General features: G+C 70.2%; 13 protein-coding genes and 3 tRNA genes. 8 read left to right on the forward strand and 8 right to left on the reverse strand.

Going from position 1 to position 13,095, the window contains the following annotated elements; genetic code table 11:
- Complete coding sequence (locus tag ACZ6D7_RS00370; RefSeq protein ID WP_469481625.1) at positions 1 to 2,088, forward strand: trypsin-like serine peptidase; 2,088 nt, start codon at positions 1 to 3, stop codon at positions 2,086 to 2,088.
- Between the two features lie 12 nt (positions 2,089 to 2,100).
- Here the strand turns inward: ACZ6D7_RS00370 and ACZ6D7_RS00375 are convergent, their stop codons facing one another.
- Complete coding sequence (locus ACZ6D7_RS00375; RefSeq protein WP_469481628.1) at positions 2,101 to 2,280, reverse strand: hypothetical protein; 180 nt, start codon at positions 2,278 to 2,280, stop codon at positions 2,101 to 2,103.
- Between the two features lie 11 nt (positions 2,281 to 2,291).
- On the opposite strand from ACZ6D7_RS00375, the gene ACZ6D7_RS00380 reads away from it, so the two are divergent.
- Complete coding sequence (locus ACZ6D7_RS00380) at positions 2,292 to 2,681, forward strand: pentapeptide repeat-containing protein (RefSeq protein ID WP_469481631.1); 390 nt, start codon at positions 2,292 to 2,294, stop codon at positions 2,679 to 2,681.
- A gap of 88 nt (positions 2,682 to 2,769) precedes the next feature.
- Here ACZ6D7_RS00380 and ACZ6D7_RS00385 read toward each other — a convergent pair whose 3' ends face one another.
- Positions 2,770 to 3,516, reverse strand: coding sequence for a sulfite exporter TauE/SafE family protein (locus ACZ6D7_RS00385; protein ID WP_469482972.1), 747 nt, complete (start codon positions 3,514 to 3,516; stop codon positions 2,770 to 2,772).
- 520 nt (positions 3,517 to 4,036) lie between these two features.
- The gene (locus tag ACZ6D7_RS00390) at positions 4,037 to 4,255 is read right to left on the reverse strand and encodes a hypothetical protein (protein ID WP_469481633.1); all 219 of its coding nucleotides are present in this window, start codon (positions 4,253 to 4,255) and stop codon (positions 4,037 to 4,039) included.
- A 95-nt stretch (positions 4,256 to 4,350) separates the two neighbouring features.
- Here ACZ6D7_RS00390 and ACZ6D7_RS00395 point away from each other — a divergent pair, with 95 nt between their 5' ends.
- Entirely contained in the window at positions 4,351 to 4,707 is a 357-nt protein-coding gene (locus ACZ6D7_RS00395; protein ID WP_189944291.1) for a PadR family transcriptional regulator, read from the forward strand.
- Positions 4,704 to 5,651 carry a hypothetical protein gene (locus tag ACZ6D7_RS00400; RefSeq protein WP_469481636.1) on the forward strand — a complete coding sequence of 316 codons (948 nt, stop codon included), beginning with the start codon at positions 4,704 to 4,706 and terminating at the stop codon, positions 5,649 to 5,651. Before ACZ6D7_RS00395 ends, ACZ6D7_RS00400 begins: the two co-directional genes overlap by 4 nt.
- A gap of 118 nt (positions 5,652 to 5,769) precedes the next feature.
- On the opposite strand, the gene ACZ6D7_RS00405 is transcribed toward ACZ6D7_RS00400, so the two are convergent.
- From ACZ6D7_RS00405 to ACZ6D7_RS00425, 5 genes are all read right to left on the reverse strand, one after another.
- On the reverse strand, positions 5,770 to 6,048 hold the full coding sequence (locus ACZ6D7_RS00405) for a hypothetical protein (RefSeq protein ID WP_469481639.1): 279 nt from the start codon (positions 6,046 to 6,048) through the stop codon (positions 5,770 to 5,772).
- Complete coding sequence (locus ACZ6D7_RS00410) at positions 6,012 to 6,557, reverse strand: hypothetical protein (RefSeq protein WP_469481642.1); 546 nt, start codon at positions 6,555 to 6,557, stop codon at positions 6,012 to 6,014. Before ACZ6D7_RS00410 ends, ACZ6D7_RS00405 begins: the two co-directional genes overlap by 37 nt.
- Before the next feature lie 293 nt (positions 6,558 to 6,850).
- Positions 6,851 to 6,924: transfer RNA gene (locus ACZ6D7_RS00415), tRNA-Ile, on the reverse strand.
- A 179-nt stretch (positions 6,925 to 7,103) separates the two neighbouring features.
- Positions 7,104 to 7,176 (reverse strand) — tRNA-Asn (locus ACZ6D7_RS00420).
- A 5-nt stretch (positions 7,177 to 7,181) separates the two neighbouring features.
- Positions 7,182 to 7,254 (reverse strand) — tRNA-Asn (locus ACZ6D7_RS00425).
- Positions 7,255 to 7,414: 160 nt separating this feature from the next.
- Here ACZ6D7_RS00425 and ACZ6D7_RS00430 point away from each other — a divergent pair.
- The 4 genes from ACZ6D7_RS00430 to ACZ6D7_RS00445 all read left to right on the forward strand — a co-directional run bounded on the left by ACZ6D7_RS00430 (position 7,415) and on the right by ACZ6D7_RS00445 (position 13,070).
- Positions 7,415 to 7,720 carry a YtxH domain-containing protein gene (locus ACZ6D7_RS00430; protein WP_469481645.1) on the forward strand — a complete coding sequence of 102 codons (306 nt, stop codon included), beginning with the start codon at positions 7,415 to 7,417 and terminating at the stop codon, positions 7,718 to 7,720.
- 51 nt (positions 7,721 to 7,771) lie between these two features.
- Positions 7,772 to 9,226 (forward strand): xylulokinase, encoded by a 1,455-nt coding sequence (locus ACZ6D7_RS00435; protein WP_469481648.1) that lies wholly within the window; start codon positions 7,772 to 7,774, stop codon positions 9,224 to 9,226.
- Between the two features lie 182 nt (positions 9,227 to 9,408).
- Positions 9,409 to 11,142, forward strand: coding sequence for an ABC transporter ATP-binding protein (locus tag ACZ6D7_RS00440; RefSeq protein ID WP_469481650.1), 1,734 nt, complete (start codon positions 9,409 to 9,411; stop codon positions 11,140 to 11,142).
- The gene (locus tag ACZ6D7_RS00445; RefSeq protein WP_469481653.1) at positions 11,142 to 13,070 is read left to right on the forward strand and encodes an ABC transporter ATP-binding protein; all 1,929 of its coding nucleotides are present in this window, start codon (positions 11,142 to 11,144) and stop codon (positions 13,068 to 13,070) included. Before ACZ6D7_RS00440 ends, ACZ6D7_RS00445 begins: the two co-directional genes overlap by 1 nt.
- Positions 13,071 to 13,095: the final 25 nt, after the last annotated feature.

Raw genomic sequence — 13,095 nt, forward strand, 5'->3', positions numbered from 1 at the left:
ATGGCAGCGACGGACAGGTCCCGTGAGGAACGGGAGCGCCAGGTCGCGGCGGCCGCCGCGCGGTACGGAGAGACCGGCGACGAACGGCGGGCGGCCGAGGAGCGGCAGGACGCCGGGGTCACCTTCCCGGATTCGCAGGAGGCGCTCGCGGCGCGCGCGGCCCGACTGCTCGACCGGCAGGCGGTGCCCGCCGCCATGGTGGTGGAGGCCGTCCGGGCGGAACCGCTGGCCGCGACCGCCGCGTACGAACGCATCCTCGGGGTGTCCAGGGACCTTCAGGCCTGGAGCTTCCTGCCGCGCGGCGCCCGGGCGGCACGCACCGTCGCCCGGATCTCGGTGCGGGAGAACGGCCGCGAGCTGCCCATCGGCACCGGCTTCCTGGTGTCGCCGAGCCTGCTGATGACCAACCATCACGTGCTCACCGACGCGGAGGCCGCCCGGCAGTGCTTCGTGGAGTTCGAGGCCCAGGTCACCGTCGACAACACACCGCAGCCACCGACGCGGCTGGAACTCGACCCCGACGGGTTCTTCGTCGCGGACCCGACGCTCGACTTCGCTCTGGTGCTGGTCGCCCCCGGCCCGGACCTGCGCTCCCCGGGGGAGACGTTCGGCTGGAACCGGCTCAGCACGCAGATGGGAAAGCTGGTGATCGGCGAACCGGTCAACGTCATCGGCCATCCGATGGGGCGCCTGAAGGAGATCGCCGTACGCGACAACATGCTCCAGGTGCGCCTCGACGACTTCCTCCACTACAAGACGGACACCGAGCCGGGAAACTCGGGCTCTCCCGTCTTCAACGACCAGTGGGAGGTCGTCGCGCTCCACCACAGCGGTGTGCCCAGGACCGACGAACAGGGCCGCGTCCTGCGCCGCGACGGGCAGGTCTGGCAGCCCGGTGACGGCGACGACTCCATCGACTGGGTGTCCAACGAGGGCGTACGCATCAGCTCCGTCCTGAACCACCTCGCCGCCCTGCCCCTCACCTCCCGGCAGCGGGCGCTGCTGGCCGAGATGGGCCCGGAGTCGGGGCTGCGCCTCGGGGAGGCCACCGAGGGTCCGGCGGCGGCTCCGATGACGGCTCCGGTGACCGCTCCGGCTCCCGCCGTGGCGGCGTCGCTCCCGGCCGTCGAGCGGGCCACCGCGCGTGCGGGCCTGCGCGCCCGGGACGGCGCGTTCGGCGGCGGACGGCATCTGGTCTTCCTGCACGGTCGTTCCCAGGAAGGCAAGGACCCCGAGAAACTGCGCCGCGCATGGGCGGCCGGACTCAACCAGGGGCTCGTCCGCGCCGGGCTCCCTCCGGTCGACCCGGCGGATGTCTGGTTCCCCTACTACGGCGACCGGCTGGTGCACGCCCTCACCGCGCACGAGGCCGTCCCCCACTTCACCGAGGCGCCGGCCGCCAGGGCGGCGGAGGCGGTCGCACCGGCCACGCCCACCGCCCGCGCGGTGTACGAGGAGATCATCGGCGAGGCGGCCACGAAGTGGGACATGCCGCACGAGAGCCAGTTGGCCACCGAACGGATCGGCCTGGGTGACGTGGTCGGGTCCCTGCAGAAGCGGCTGAGCTGGCTGGCCGCCAGGAGCGACGTCGACGCCTGGGCCATCGCCCTGGTCTTCCGTGACGTGGCCGCGTACCTCGACGACCGGCGCATCCGGGACGAGGTCCTGGACTGCGTACTCGAGACGATGCCGGACACGGGGGACGTGGTCCTCGTCAGTCACAGCCTCGGCACGGTCGTCGGCATGGATCTCACCACCCGGCTGTCCCCCGGGGTGAACCGCGTCCACCTGACCACGGCGGGCAGTCCCCTCGGCCTGGACAGCGTGTACAGCAGACTGCTCGTCGGCGGGCCGAAGCGTCCGGACATCGTGGCGGACTGGCTCAACACCTGGTCCCCGACCGACGCGGTGGCCATCGGATGCCCGCTGGGCGACGACTGGGCGGACGGCCTGTCCGACCTCGCCGTGGTCAACGCCCGCGACCGGGCCCACAGCATCGTCGAATACCTCGCCCACGCCGAGGTCGCCCGATCCATCGGCAGCCACCTCGGCGCCTTCATGCCCACATCAGCAGAGATGCCAGGGTGACGGCTGCCTGGATCAGGCGTCCAGGGAGAACTCGTAGAAGCGCACCCCTCCAGCACCGCTGACCACTGTGCCACGACCGTCGGGTGTCCAGGCACAGGCGGACAGAGGGCCGTCGGCCCGTATCAGCGTGACAACGCGCTCCATGCGCCAGTCCGCGGTGGCGAGCCAGGTGCCGTCCGGAGCAATTGCCACGGCACGCGCGCTTGGGCGCGGCCGACCTGACCGGCACGGACCTCGGCGGAGCGAACCTTCACAACGCGCACCTGAGCAGGGCCGAGGAAGCCGACGAAACCAGTGCGGCCGACTCGAGCGCCAACTTGACCCGCGCGTCCCTGCGCGGCGCGAACCTGAGCAACGCGGACCTGCGCGGCGCGAACCTGAGCACCGCGGACCTGCGCGGCGTGATCCTGATCGACGCGGACTTGACTGACGCGGACCTGGCCGGCGCCGACCTGCGCGGCGCAAACCTGACCCATGCAGACCTGAGCAACGCGGACTTGACCGGGGCGAAGCTGTCGGGCGCAAAGCTGTCGGGCGCGATCCTCGAGGGCGCACGCGGAGTGCCTCGTCACAGCCGTGGCGACTCGCCGTGACCCTCCGGCCGCCGCGCGCGGACAGCCGATGTCTTCCCCTGTCATGGAGACGGCGTTGCGCTTGTGCCCCCCATTGCTCAGATCGGAATCAGCGCAGCGTGTTGATCGCGTAGAGGGTGCCGAGCGCGGCGGCCAGGGCGCCGAGGAGGAGGCGGAGGAAGGTCTCGGGCAGGTGCGGCTGGAGGCGGGCGCCGAGGTAGCCGCCGATGAGACCGCCCATGCCGCAGGCGAGGCCGAGGAACCAGTCGGGGGCGATGTTGCCGCTGTGGGCCAGGGACAGCAGGGCGTAGGTGATGGCGCCTACCACCGAGGTGGCGAAGGTGGAGGCCAGGGCAGCCGGGGCGACCGTGGGAACGGGAACGCCGCGCCCGACGAGGACGGGGCCGAGGATCGAGCCTCCGCCGATGCCGTAGATGCCGCCCACGACCCCGACGACGAGCGCCAAGGCGGTGACCGTCCGGGGTGCAGGCTCAGGGCCTCGGCTCTCCGGAAGCCCAGTATGGAGGGTCCGGGCGATGAGCCAGATGCCGAGCGGCAGCATCAGCGCCGCGACCAGAAGGCGGAAGACGCGCGGGCCTGGGAGAGCGAACACGCGGACGACCGCTCCGAGGACCACGCCGGGCACGGCGCCCAGCACCAAGCAGCGCGCGAGCGGTCCGGCCAGGGTGCCGTCGCGTCGGTAACGCAGCAGGGCGCCAGGCCCCGCCACCACGTTGTAGAGCAGATTCGTGGGTGTGACGGCCGGGTTGGGCACGGCGAAGACGCTGAGCTGCATGGGGAGCAGGAAAACCGCCCCGGAGACTCCGACCGGCGCGGTCACCACGGCTATCAGCATCCCGGCCCCGAGGCCGACCACGCCCAGCTCCCACTCCACCCGGTGCCCCCTCGTCGCCTCGGCTTGCCCAGCTCAACCTTCCGCGACAGCGTAGATCGCCCCGCCTCGACTCCCAGAGTGCTCCCCGCCGCGCAACCAAGGCCAAGCTGCGCCTGGTGGCAGCTGCCGCCGGTCTTCGGCGCCTCATTGAAGATCCACCAACTTCGAATCCGCAGGTCGTTTGGGCTGGTGTGAGTGAGCGATCGTGTGCTCGTACTGGTCGGGGGCGGTTGTCCGTGCCCAAGATCGTCTGCCGGGCCCGTCAGCGTGCGACTTCGGTGTTGGTCAGCACGAGCAGGGCCCGCAGCAGCGTGGTCGCATAACGGGGCGACATCCGCAGCTTGGTGAGGAAAGGTGTTCTGTCCACGGAGGTTGGTGACAGCGATCATTGACGTGCGATCTTGAAATGGGTGAGGGCCTTCTGGCCTGGTGTGGATGACCTGTTGACTGCACTTTCTCGCCCGCCGGGCTGGTGGCCTCGCTACCGTTCGCCGTGCGCTTGGTGGTAGGAGCGCGAGCGCCGTGACGAGCTCTGCGTGGTCGTCGAGTACTGCCTCGCGTGGGCGGCGCGGTCGCGCTCCCGGATGGAGTGCCGCCGTATGCCGTAGTCGACGAATCCGGCGCTGAGGTGCAGCCGGCCAGCGACTATCTGTGCGATCGGGTACTGGGCGATATCAGCCCGCTGACGTGCCGCCGCCACAGCGGCCAGGCCCCCAGGCAGCGGATCGGGCTTCCGGGCGGCAGAACGATGAATCGATCGACAACATATGCCGGTCGCTGATATATATAGGTGGCATGAATGAGCGACCGCTTCAAGAGCCGACGCTGCTCCTGCTCACCGCCCTGGCCGACGAGCCCAGGCACGGCTATGGACTGATTCAGGAGATCGACGCGATCTCCCAGGGCCGTGTGCGGATGCGCACCGGTACTCTCTACGGCGCGCTGGACCGGCTGGTCCAGCAGGGCCTGATCCGGGTCGAGCGCGAGGAGGTCGTGGACGGTCGGGCGCGCAAGGTCTACGCCCTCGCCGAGGCCGGCCGAGACGTGCTGGCCGCCGAGACGGAGCGGCTGCGTGCTGTCGTCGCCGAGGCGGAGCGTCGACTGGCCGCCCGTCGCGCCCACGCCATCCGCCCGAAGGGGGCCCTGGCATGACGCAGCAGCACAGCTCACTCGCGTTCCGCTGGGCGCTGCGCCTCCATCCGGCCGCCTACCGCGCTGAGCACGAAGCCGAGTTGACCGCGATCTATGCCGAGGCGACGCAGGATGCCGGCCCGCTCGGTCGGCTGCGCGAGGCGCTCGATGTCGCCGGCCATGGCCTGCGGCGGCGCACCGGCCTGGGCTCCGACCGGATGGCGGGTCAGGTCCTGGCGCAGGCGGCCCCGCTGGCTGCCGCCGTGGCGACGGGTAGCTTCGTGGCGGGCCGGTTGTGGCTCTTCGCCCCCGGCGTCCGGACCTTGCCGGCGTCCTCGCTCCCGAATGTGCTGAGCCTGGCCAACACGGGCCTCACGCCGCTGCTCTGGCTGGCGGCGCTCGCGGCTGTCTGGACCGGGCGCTGGACCGTGGCCCGTGCACTGGTCGTGCCGGCGATGGTGCTGTGCCTGGCCGACGTCCTGCTGGCCACGTTCACCTCCTCCGGCCTCCACGGCGACCCCTCGATCGCAGTGGTCCGACTGGCCGTGCCGCTGCTCACCGGCGCCGTCGTCCTCGCCGCACCCAGGGATCTGCTCGGCCCCTCCCTGCCACAACGCCGCACGATCATGGGAACCACCGCCCTGGCGGCCGTCCTGGTGTCGGGCGTGCAGGTCGTCGAGATGTACTACCCCTATGCGCTGGGCGTTTTTCTCAGCGTCATCGGCCCGCTGTGGGCCGGGGTCCTGTGGGCCGGGGTCCTCGCGATCGCCCTGCTCTTCGGCACGCGTGACCGGTTGACCGTCGCGGGCGTGGCGGTGGCCGTGCTGCCCACCACGCTGCAGGTGACGGTCCAGCTCACCCCCGCGGGCGTGGTTGTCCTGCTCCTGGTCCTACTCAGCAGCACGGTGCCCTTCCTCCGCGCGCGCCGGCGCCACTTCCAGTCAACCCCGCCGAGCGCGGCATAGCCGGCTCCGGGACCCCGGGCCGCACCCCGGATCGGCCCGGCGCTTCTGCCGGGCCTCCTGCTGGCCGGAGACTTCGCACATAGGGAGTTAGGTCTCCAGCCAGCGGGGTCGTGTCTCATCAACCGAGGAGTTCAAGCAGGTGTGCTTGAACTCCTCGGTTGATGAGGATCACAGGTGCGTCGGTCACGCTGCCGGGGCGGAGAGTCAGGCTGGACAGCCGGCAGAAGATCATGCGGCCAGTGGGGCGGACGGCGCGGTTGTCGGGGTAGAGACCGCGCATGGTCTGCTCGGAGCCCAGGGCTTGGCGGACATGGCGTCCGATCAGGCAGAACACCAGCAGGGCCAGGCAGATCACGGTGATCAGGGCAGCGATGCGGCGGTTGTGCTGCAAGAACACGGTGCGACGGCGAGCGGGCCCTTGAAGTCGTGGTAGCGGCGTTCGACCAGCCCCTGCCCCTTGTAGCGCAGGAACACCTCCTGGCGCTGGCCTGTTCGGGGCTCGGGTTGGTCAGCAACGCGTACCAGCCGTCGGCGGCGGCCTGGGCGTCCAAGACGTCCTTGTCGAAGTGCCAGGGCCGGGCGGCCGGTCTCGTCACTGAAATCCACCAACTTCGAATCCGCAGGTCGTTGGGGCTGGTGTGAGTGAGCGATCGTGTGCTCGTACTGGTCTGGGGCAGTTGTCTGCTCCCAAGATCGTCTGCCGGGCCCGTCAGCGTGCGACTTCCGCTCGGCTTCGGTGCGTACCTGCTCGGCCAGCCGACGCGCGACGCGCTCGGCGACGGCCAGTTCCTCCAGCTCGTCACGGACCTCCTGAAGCTGCTGGCTCAACTTCTCTGCCTGCACCTCCAGTTCGGCCCGGCGAGCCGTGATCAGCTCACGAAGGTCCGGCTCCGCGTCCTGGGCCACCAGTCGCACCTCCCGCTCGGGTCGTACGGACACCCGCCTCGCACACGCCGGAAAATCCGCAGATCCGTGATCGCCGGAACGGCAGAGGATCTTGAGCTCCGACAAGCCTCCTCGACCAGCACGAGTACACGCTCAACGACTCACACCAGCCCCGTGACCAGCGACTTCAAGATGGTGGATCTTCATTGCAGACGGTCCGCCGGCGCTAACGAGACGCGGTTGCGATCCGTTGGCCCAAAGTCCCGAATCCGCACGCCTGATGAGACGTTTCCGCAGGTCACAGGAGCGCACAGTGGGGCGGGTGGGACTCGAACCCACGGCCGACGGATTATGAGTCCGCTGCTCTAACCGGCTGAGCTACCGCCCCATAGCGGCGTGTCGCGTACATGTGTGCGCGCCGTCTGCCGCAGCATAGCCGCTCATACGATCTCACGCTTCGGCTGGTCGACCTTGCATGACCATGGAGACCGCGCTGCTGCCTGCGCGGTTCCCGTCGGCGTGACACCGACATGAAAAAGGACCCCTACGGGGTCCTCGTTCACGATGCTCCCCCGACTGGACTCGAACCAGTAACCTGCCGGTTAACAGCCGGCTGCTCTGCCAATTGAGCTACGGAGGACCGAGCTCCCCCGACTGGACTCGAACCAGTAACCTGCCGGTTAACAGCCGGCTGCTCTGCCAATTGAGCTACGGAGGAATGCCTCGTTGCATCGAACGTACCTACCTGGGTATTCGCCAGGGGGCGCTCGCTCGCTGCGACACATACATTAGCGCAAGCAGGGGGGTGCTCCGCCAATCGGTTCCCCCCGGCGCCGATGACCGTGCCAGGGACCTACACAAGGGAGAGGGTGGCCGTCATGCGCTACCGGCTCACATTCGTCGTCGGACTCGCCGTGGGTTACGTGCTGGGCACGCGGGCCGGACGGGAGCGCTACGAGCAGTTGAAGAAGTCCGCACGCCAGGTCGCGCAGAACCCCGCCGTACGCAACACCGCCGAGACGGCCGCGCACCAGGGCCGCCAGTTCGCGGGGAAGGCGTACCACACGGTCAGTGACAAGGTCAGTGAGCGGATGCCCGAGGCGGTCGCGGGCCGGGTGCGGTCGCTGCGGGAGCGCAGCGCGCACGACGGCGGAGGGGACGACTGGGGCACCAGCAACACCTAGTGGCCGCACGGCCGACACGGTCACCCCGCGCGGTGCGGCAGAATTTTCATCATGGGGATAGTCGCCGGGTTGGACAGTTCGCCCGATTTCACTCGTATCGTCGTCTGCGACGCCGACTCCGGCGCCGTGCTCAGGCAGGGCTACGCACCGCATCCGCTCGAGGGTCCGGCGGGTGGGGCACGGCCGAGCGACGTCGATCCGCAGGCCTGGCTGCTGTCCCTCGGTGAGGCCGCCGGCGGCGGGCTGCTCGAAGGGGTGCAGGCCATCGGCGTCTCCTCGCAGCAGAACGCCGTGGTGCCGCTGGACTCACAGGGCAACACCGTTCGGCCGGCGATGGTCGGCAGTGACAAGCGGGCGCAGGTCGCCGCGGCCGATCTGATCGACGCGCTAGGGGGCCGTGAGGCCTGGGCGCAGGCCGTGGGGTCCGTGCCGCAGGCCGGGCATCCGGTGACCAAGCTGCGCTGGCTCGCGAAGAGCGAACCCGACGCCGCGGTGCGAACCGCCGTGCTGCTCCAGGCCCACGACTGGCTGGTGTGGCAGCTGCTCGGGCGGCCGGTCAGGAGAACCACCGACCGGGGCGGGGCGTCCGGCACCGGGTACTGGTCCGCCGCCACCGGCGGCTACCGGCCCGACCTCGTCGAGCTGGCCCTCGGTCACCAGGTGATGCTGCCCGAGGTGATCGGCCCGTCCGAGGCGGCCGGTACGACGCCGGAGGGGCTGCTGATCTCCGCCGGCACCGGCGAGACCATGGCCGCCGCCTTCGGGCTGGGCATCGGGCTCGGTGACGCGGTGGTGTCCCTGGGCGCGTCCGGCTCGGTGATGGCCGTGCACCCCGAGGCGCTCGTCGACCAGAGCGGGATGATCACCTCCCTGGCGGACGCGACGGGCATGCACCTGCCGGTCGTCACCACTCTCAACGCCGTACGGACCCTGCGCGGCGCCGCCGAGCTGCTCGGGGTGCCCGACCTGGAGGGCCTGTCCGAGCTGGCGATGAAGTCGACGCCGGGCTCGCACGGGCTGGTCATGCTCCCCTATCTGGAGGGCGAGCGGACGCCGAACCTGCCGCACACCGCCGGCACCCTGGCGGGCCTGCGGCGCGAGTCCATGAAGCCCGAGCACTTCGCGCGGGCCGCGTTCGAGGGCATGCTGTGCGGGCTCGCGGACGCGCTGGACGTGCTGCGCGGGCGGGGCGTGGACGTACGGCGGGTCTTCCTGCTCGGCGCGGCCGCCGAGCTGCCGGCCGTGCAGGCGGCGGCGCCCCCGCTCTTCGGCGCGCAGATCGTCGTACCGCAGCCCGCCGACTACGCGGCGATCGGGGCGGCGCGGCAGGCCGCCTGGGCGCTCGGGGTGACGCAGGGGACGATCGATCCGCGGACCCCGCCGCTCTGGCAGGGGCCGGCCGGGCAGGTGCTCGAACCGGGCGACGAGCTGGCCGTGGGGCAGGCGGTGCGGCAGCAGTACGTGTCGGTGCGGGAGCAGACCCATCCCGGGGCGTTCCGGGTGTGAGGGGCGACTCGGGAGCGCCTCCGACGTCACGTGACGTGTATCCGTAAGGCCGCTGACGTGTACCCGTAAGGCCGCTTAGCACACCGCACTCGGCTTAATGGGTTGAGGTAACACGGGTGGAGTGTTCCACGATAGGGGCCAGGGGCAACCAATGCCCCTACCGCCGATCCGAGAGACGTAGCGTGCTCATACGACTTCTGCGGACCTATCTCAGGCCCTACAAGAAACCCATCGCCCTGCTGGTGCTGCTCCAGTTCCTGCAGACCTGCGCGACCCTCTACCTGCCCACGCTGAACGCGCACATCATCGACAACGGTGTCGTCGAGGGGGACACCGGTTACATCCTGTCCTTCGGCGGCCTGATGATCGCCATCTCGCTGGCGCAGGTCGTGTGCAACATCGGTGCCGTGTACTACGGGGCCAGGACCGCCTCCGCGCTCGGCCGGGACGTCCGGGCGGCCGTCTTCGACCGGGTGCAGTCCTTCTCCGCCCGGGAGGTCGGCCAGTTCGGCGCGCCCTCGCTGATCACCCGGACCACCAACGACGTGCAGCAGGTCCAGATGCTGGCCCTGATGGCGTTCACGCTGATGGCGTCCGCGCCCATCATGTGCGTGGGCGGCATCGTCATGGCGCTCGGCCTGGACGTGCCGCTGTCCGCGGTGCTGGTCGCCGTCGTCCCGGTACTCGGCATCTGTGTGACGGTGATCGTGCGGCGGCTGCGGCCGCTGTACCGGTCCATGCAGGTGCGGCTGGACACCGTCAACCGGGTCCTGCGCGAGCAGATCACCGGCAACCGGGTGATCCGCGCCTTCGTCCGGGACGGCTACGAGGAGGAGCGGTTCCGGAAGGCCAACGCCGATCTGACCGACATCTCCCTCAAGGCCGGCAACCTGCTGGCGTTCATGTTCCCGGTGGTCATGACCACGGTGAACCTGTCGTCGATCGCCGTGGTCTGGTTCGGCGCCCACCGGATCGACAGCGGCGGGATGCAGATCGGTGATCTGACCGCCTTCCTGGCCTACCTCATGCAGATCGTCATGTCCGTGATGATGGCCACCTTCATGTTCATGATGGTGCCGCGCGCGGAGGTGTGCGCCGAGCGCGTCCAGGAGGTGCTGGACACCGAGTCGTCGGTGGTGCCGCCGGTGGCCGCGGTGCGCGAGCTGCGCCGGCACGGGCATCTGGAGATCCGGGGCGCCGGCTTCCGCTACCCGGGTGCCGAGGAGCCCGTCCTGAAGGGCGTCGACCTGGTGGCGCGGCCCGGTGAGACGACCGCCGTCATCGGCTCGACCGGCAGCGGCAAGTCCACGCTGCTCGGGCTGGTCCCCCGGCTGTTCGACGCCACCGACGGCGAGGTCCTCGTCGACGGGGTCGCCGTCGCCGAGATCGACCCCGTGGTCCTCGCGAAGACCGTCGGGCTCGTCCCGCAGAGGCCGTACCTGTTCGCCGGGACGGTCGCGAGCAATCTGCGGTACGGCAACCCGGACGCCACCGACGAGGAGCTGTGGCAGGCGCTGGAGGTGGCGCAGGCCAAGGACTTCGTGAGCGGGCTGGAGAACGGGCTGGACTCCCCCATCGCCCAGGGCGGCACGAACGTCTCCGGCGGTCAGCGCCAGCGGCTCGCCATCGCCCGTACGCTCGTGCAGCGGCCGGAGATCTACCTCTTCGACGACTCCTTCTCCGCCCTCGACTACGCCACCGACGCGGCCCTGCGCGCGGCACTCGGGCGGGAGACCGCCGAGGCGACCGTGGTGATCGTCGCCCAGCGGGTGGCCACCATCCGCGACGCCGACCGGATCATCGTCCTCGACGAGGGCCGGGTCGTCGGCACGGGCAGCCACCGCGAGCTGATGGCCGACAACGAGACCTACCGGGAGATCGTGCTCTCCCAGCTGACGGAAGCGGAGGCCGCCTGATGGCCGGGCCCATGGGGCGCATGATGGCCGGCGCCGGTCCCGAGAACCGCTCGCTGGACTTCAAGGTGTCCGGCAGGCGGCTGCTCGCCCAGTTCAAGCCGGAACGGCTCACCCTCTACGCGATGCTGTTCTGCGTGGTGATCAGCGTCGGCCTGAACGTCGTCGGGCCGAAGATCCTCGGCAGGGCCACCGACCTGGTCTTCGCGGGGATCGTGGGCCGGGAGATGCCGGCCGGCGCGAGCAAGGAGCAGGTGCTCGACTCGATGCGCGAGCGCGGCGAGGGTCAGGTCGCCGACATGCTCAAGAGCACCGACTTCACCCCCGGCAAGGGCATCGACTTCGGTCAGGTCGGTGAGGTCCTGCTGTTCGCGCTCGGGGTGTTCCTCGTCGCCGGTCTGCTGATGGCGGTGGCGACGCGCCTGGTCAACCGGGCCGTCAACCGCACGATGTTCCGGATGCGCGAGGACGTGCAGACGAAGCTGTCGCGGCTGCCGCTGTCGTACTTCGACAAGCGTCAGCGCGGCGAGGTGCTCTCCCGGGCGACCAACGACATCGACAACATCGGGCAGACGCTCCAGCAGTCGCTGGGCCAGCTGGTCAACTCGCTGCTCACCATCGTCGGGGTGCTGGCGATGATGTTCTGGGTGTCGTGGCTGCTCGCGCTGGTCGCGCTGGTGACCGTACCGCTGTCGGCGGTCGTCGCCACCCGGGTCGGCAAGCGGTCGCAGCCGCACTTCGTGCAGCAGTGGCGCTCCACGGGCAAGCTGAACGCCCACATCGAGGAGATGTACACCGGGCACACGCTGGTGAAGGTGTTCGGCCGCCAGGAGGAGTCGGCGCAGCAGTTCGCCGAGCAGAACGACGCGCTGTACGAGGCCGGGTTCAGGGCGCAGTTCAACAGCGGGGTCATGCAGCCGCTGATGATGTTCGTGTCGAACCTCAACTACGTGCTGGTGGCGGTGGTCGGCGGGCTGCGCGTCGCGTCCGGCTCGCTCTCCATCGGTGACGTGCAGGCGTTCATCCAGTACTCCCGCCAGTTCTCGATGCCGCTGACGCAGGTAGCGTCGATGGCGAACCTGGTCCAGTCGGGCGTCGCCTCGGCGGAACGGATCTTCGAACTCCTGGACGCGGAGGAGCAGGCGGCCGATCCGGTCCCGGCGGAGCGTCCGGCGAAGCTGCGCGGGCGGGTGGCGCTGGAGGACGTGTCCTTCCGGTACGACCCCGAGAAGCCGCTGATCGAGGACCTGTCGCTGACCGTGGAACCGGGCCACACGGTGGCGATCGTCGGCCCCACGGGCGCCGGCAAGACCACCCTGGTCAACCTGCTGATGCGGTTCTACGACGTCTCCGGCGGACGCATCACCCTCGACGGCGTCGACATCGCGTCGATGACCCGGGACGACCTGCGCGCCGAGATCGGCATGGTGCTCCAGGACACCTGGCTGTTCGGCGGCACCATCGCGGAGAACATCGCGTACGGCGCGGCGCGCGAGGTCACCCGGGGCGAGATCGAGGAGGCGGCGCGGGCGGCGCACGCGGACCGGTTCGTCCGCACCCTGCCCGACGGCTACGACACCGTGATCGACGACGAGGGCAGCGGGGTCAGCGCCGGTGAGAAGCAGCTGATCACCATCGCGCGGGCGTTCCTGTCCGACCCGGTGATCCTGGTCCTGGACGAGGCGACCAGCTCCGTCGACACCCGGACCGAGGTGCTGATCCAGAAGGCGATGGCGAAGCTGGCGCACGGGCGCACGTCGTTCGTCATCGCCCACCGGCTCTCCACCATCCGGGACGCGGACACCATCCTGGTGATGGAGAACGGCTCGATCGTGGAGCAGGGCGCCCACGCGGAGCTGCTCGCGGCGGACGGGGCGTACGCGCGGCTGTACCAGGCGCAGTTCGCGCAGGCGGTGGCGGAGGTCGACTGAGGACCGGGGTTCGTCCGCAGATCGG

Source organism: Streptomyces sp. NPDC041784, assembly GCF_055591025.1.

Coding starts and splice junctions, on each gene's coding strand:
- ACZ6D7_RS00370 (WP_469481625.1), top strand. CDS start 1: ATGGCAGCGACGGACAGGTCCCGTGAGGAACGGGAGCGCCAGGTCGCG.
- ACZ6D7_RS00385 (WP_469482972.1), bottom strand. CDS start 3,516: ATGCTGATAGCCGTGGTGACCGCGCCGGTCGGAGTCTCCGGGGCGGTT.
- ACZ6D7_RS00395 (WP_189944291.1), top strand. CDS start 4,351: ATGAATGAGCGACCGCTTCAAGAGCCGACGCTGCTCCTGCTCACCGCC.
- ACZ6D7_RS00400 (WP_469481636.1), top strand. CDS start 4,704: ATGACGCAGCAGCACAGCTCACTCGCGTTCCGCTGGGCGCTGCGCCTC.
- ACZ6D7_RS00430 (WP_469481645.1), top strand. CDS start 7,415: ATGCGCTACCGGCTCACATTCGTCGTCGGACTCGCCGTGGGTTACGTG.
- ACZ6D7_RS00435 (WP_469481648.1), top strand. CDS start 7,772: ATGGGGATAGTCGCCGGGTTGGACAGTTCGCCCGATTTCACTCGTATC.
- ACZ6D7_RS00445 (WP_469481653.1), top strand. CDS start 11,142: ATGGCCGGGCCCATGGGGCGCATGATGGCCGGCGCCGGTCCCGAGAAC.